General features: G+C 59.2%; 3 protein-coding genes and 1 pseudogene. 1 reads left to right on the top strand and 3 read right to left on the bottom strand.

What is annotated here, in order from left to right; translation table 11 throughout:
- The 3 genes and pseudogenes from D8U61_RS04405 to D8U61_RS04395 all read right to left on the bottom strand — a co-directional run.
- Nucleotides 1–428: pseudogene (locus tag D8U61_RS04405) on the bottom strand (putrescine ABC transporter permease PotH); the annotation flags it as partial.
- Entirely contained in the window at nucleotides 425–1,567 is a 1,143-nt protein-coding gene (gene potA / locus D8U61_RS04400; RefSeq protein WP_024013333.1) for a polyamine ABC transporter ATP-binding protein, read from the bottom strand. The gene potA and the pseudogene D8U61_RS04405, both read right to left, overlap by 4 nt.
- A gap of 369 nt (nucleotides 1,568–1,936) precedes the next feature.
- Nucleotides 1,937–2,698 carry a gamma-glutamyl-gamma-aminobutyrate hydrolase family protein gene (locus D8U61_RS04395; protein ID WP_130926486.1) on the bottom strand — a complete coding sequence of 254 codons (762 nt, stop codon included), beginning with the start codon at nucleotides 2,696–2,698 and terminating at the stop codon, nucleotides 1,937–1,939.
- 282 nt (nucleotides 2,699–2,980) lie between these two features.
- Here D8U61_RS04395 and D8U61_RS04390 point away from each other — a divergent pair.
- On the top strand, nucleotides 2,981–3,900 hold a 920-nt coding region (locus D8U61_RS04390), incomplete at its 3' end, for a glutamine synthetase family protein (RefSeq protein ID WP_130926485.1).

Raw genomic sequence — 3,900 nt, 5'->3', positions numbered from 1 at the left:
CCCATCCACGCATACACGCGGATCAGGATCGCCGTCCAGGTCGGCATCATGATCAACAGCAGCAGGACGTTTTGCGTTTCCTTGCCGGTCTTGGTGATCGCGTAGGCCATCGGGAAACCGATCACCAGGCACATCAGCGTGCTCAGTGCCGCGACTTTCAGCGAGCCGAGGTACGCCGACAGGTACAGCTCGTCTTCGCCGAGCAGGGTGTAGTTGCCGATGTTCAGCAGCAGCTGGAATTTCTGTTCGGCGAAGGTGTAGATCTCCGAGTACGGCGGGATCGACAGCGCGGCTTCCGAGAAGCTGATCTTCATCACCAGAAAGAACGGCAGCATGAAGAACAGGAACAGCCAGATGAACGGAATGCCGATCACCAGTTTTCGTCCGCTGGGCACCAGGCGCAAGAATTGCTGATTGAAAGTTCTCATGAGCGCAGCACCACGCCGCTGTCATCTTCCCACCAGACGTAGACCTTGTCGTCCCAGGTCGGCCGCGCGCCACGGCGTTCGGCATTGGCCATGAACGACTGGACGATCTTGCCGCCGGGCAGCTCGACGTAAAACACAGAGTGGCCGCCGAGGTAAGCGATGTCGTGGACCTTGCCTTCGGACCAGTTGTAGCGGAACTCCGGTTGGGTGGTGCTGACGAGCATTTTTTCCGGGCGGATGGCGTAGGTGATCGACTTATCCTGCACCGACGTGCTGACGCCGTGACCGACGTAGATCTTCTGTTGCAAGTCGGGGCTGTGAATGATCGCGTGGCCTTCCAGATCTTCCACCACGGTGCCGTCAAAGGCGTTCACGTTACCGATGAATTCGCAGACCATGCGGCTGACCGGCGCTTCATAAATGTCCACCGGGCTGCCGATCTGCGCGATCCAGCCCAGGTGCATGATCGCGATGCGCTGGGCCATGGTCATGGCTTCTTCCTGGTCGTGGGTCACCATCACGCAGGTCACGCCGACGCGCTCGATGATTTCCACCAGCTCAAGCTGCATCTGCGAACGCAGCTTTTTATCCAGCGCACCCATCGGCTCGTCGAGCAGCAACAGCTTCGGCCGTTTGGCCAACGAGCGGGCGAGCGCCACGCGCTGCCGCTGGCCGCCGGACAACTGGTGCGGGCGGCGCTTGGCGTATTGGGTCATGTGCACCAGGCGCAGCATTTCTTCGACGCGGGCATCGATTTCGCTGGCCGGCAAACGGTCCTGTTTGAGGCCGAAGGCGATGTTCTGTGCCACGGTCATGTGCGGGAACAGCGCGTAGGACTGGAACATCATGTTGATCGGCCGCTCGTATGGGGGCATGTCGGTGATGTCCACGCCATCGAGCAGAATCCGCCCCTCGGTCGGCCGCTCGAAACCGGCGAGCATGCGCAGCAGAGTCGATTTGCCCGAACCGGAACCGCCCAGCAGCGCGAAAATCTCGCCCTGATGGATCTCCAGGGACACATCGTCCACGGCCACGGTTTCGTCGAACTTCTTGGTGACACGATCGACTTTCACCAGCACCTTTTTCGGTTGCTGCTGACCTTCGAGTGCCTTGCGGTAAGTGCTGGAGGCGTTTGCCATGTGAAACTCCCAACAGGTGTCGTGTGCCTGGCCAATGTGGCCGGGCTTAAGTGGATTGCGGAGCGATCCGGAATGCCTGTCAGCTGGCGCAGAACCTGTGGGAGCGAGCCTGCTCGCGAATACGGAGTGTCAGTCGACATCATCGTTTGCTGATACACCGCTTTCGCGAGCAGGCTCGCTCCCACAGGGGATATGCGTTGACCTGAGTGGCCTTTGTCCGTACCGATCCGGCTTGTTCGGCGCCGCCGTCCTGGCTGCCTGGGTCGTACTTGTTGTTATCACGGGTGTTGCAGTTCACGACGGGCGGATGTGCAAACGCACACCCGCCAGCCGTGGGGGCAGTAAATCGTTATCTGGTCTGGGATTGCGTCAGCGCTGACTGCGCTTCGCCGCCCGTTGCCGGCACGCTGCGCCGAACGCCTGGAAAATTCTCAGGTAGTTCGGGTTGTCCAGCACCTGCCATTCCGGATGCCATTGCACGCCGAGGGCGAAGGTCGGGCTGTGCTCGACCGAGATCGCTTCGATCAAACCGTCCGGCGCCACGGCTTCAGCACGCAGGCCGGGGGCGAGGCGGTCGATGCCCTGACTGTGAATCGAATTGACCTGAAATTCGTCGGGCCGCTCCAGCGCTTCGAACACACCGCCAGCGATCACGCTGACCGCATGGGCCGGAGCGTATTGCACCGCCACGTCCGGGCTGTCGGCTTCACGGTGGTCGAGCATGCCGGGCAGCTCGTGCACCTTCTGATGCAGGCTGCCGCCGAACGCCACGTTCATCTCCTGGAAACCACGGCAGATACCGAGCACCGGAACGCCCGCCGCGATGGCTGCACGCAATAAAGGAAGGGTGGTCGCGTCGCGAGCCGGATCGTGATCCGTGCCGGGGGCGCTGGCCGCGCCTTGATAGTGGAAGGGTTCCACGTTCGAGGGTGAGCCGGTGAGCAACAGACCGTCGAGCTGACCGAGCAGGTCATCGATTTCAGTCAGATTGCCGAGGGAAGGAATGACCACTGGCAACCCTTGGGCGCCAACGCTGACAGCACGTACGTACTTGTCGCCGCTGATGTGATAGGGGTGCAGGCCAATCTGTTTGACGCACGCAGTAACGCCGATCAATGGCTTGAATGCCATTTTTATTCACCTCGAAGTCTGTCACTTGAACGAGCTTTTCCGGAGCTTAGCCTTGTTGATTTTAATTAACAACTGCCATGTAAAAAATTCTAAACGCCGTTCATCAAATCACTCAGGTTTACCGGGGTTTGCCGGCGGATATGGCACGAGAGTGTTAAGAAAAGCGCGAAAAATAAAGGCTGCAGGGTAGGGTGTTCGCTATTGACTTCACTTTGCCTTTCGGATTGACTGGCTTCGCAATACGGTGGTGAACATAATAATTAACAGCTAAATAGGTGCATCATGTCGGTCCCTCTGCGTACCGTTCAACTCAACGAAGCCAACGCATTCCTTAAGAAATATCCTGAGGTTTTGTACGTCGACCTTCTGATTGCGGATATGAACGGTGTGGTGCGCGGCAAGCGCATCGAACGCACCAGTCTTCATAAGGTGTACGAAAAAGGCATCAACCTGCCGGCGTCGTTGTTCGCGCTGGACATCAACGGCTCGACGGTGGAAAGCACCGGCCTGGGCCTGGATATTGGCGATGCTGATCGCATCTGCTACCCGATCCCCGGCACCCTGAGCATCGAGCCGTGGCAAAAACGCCCGACCGCTCAACTGCTGATGACCATGCACGAGATCGAAGGCCAGCCGTTCTTCGCCGACCCGCGTGAAGTGCTGGCCAACGTTGTGCGCAAATTCGACGACCTCGGCCTGACTATTTGCGCGGCGTTCGAACTCGAGTTCTACCTGATCGACCAGGACAACGTGAATGGCCGTCCGCAATCGCCACGTTCACCGGTATCCGGCAAGCGTCCGGTGTCGACTCAGGTCTACCTGATCGACGATCTCGACGAATACGTCGATTGCCTGCAAGACATCCTCGAAGGCGCGAAAGAGCAGGGCATTCCCGCTGATGCGATCGTCAAGGAAAGCGCCCCGGCGCAGTTCGAAGTCAACCTGCATCACGTCTCCGACCCGATCAAGGCGTGCGATTACGCGGTCCTGCTCAAGCGTCTGGTGAAGAACATCGCCTACGACCACGAGATGGACACGACCTTCATGGCCAAGCCTTATCCGGGTCAGGCCGGCAATGGTTTGCACGTGCACATTTCGATTCTGGACAAAGAAGGCAACAACATCTTCGCCAGCGAGGATCCCGAGCAGAACGCCGCACTGCGTCACGCGATCGGCGGTGTGCTCGAGACCCTGCCGGCGCA

The sequence above is a fragment of the Pseudomonas sp. Sample_14 genome (assembly GCF_004307515.1).
Classification (GTDB): domain Bacteria; phylum Pseudomonadota; class Gammaproteobacteria; order Pseudomonadales; family Pseudomonadaceae; genus Aquipseudomonas; species Aquipseudomonas atacamensis.
The sequence above is the reverse complement of the archived record's forward strand: the minus strand, read 5'-3'. Positions and strand labels throughout refer to the sequence as shown.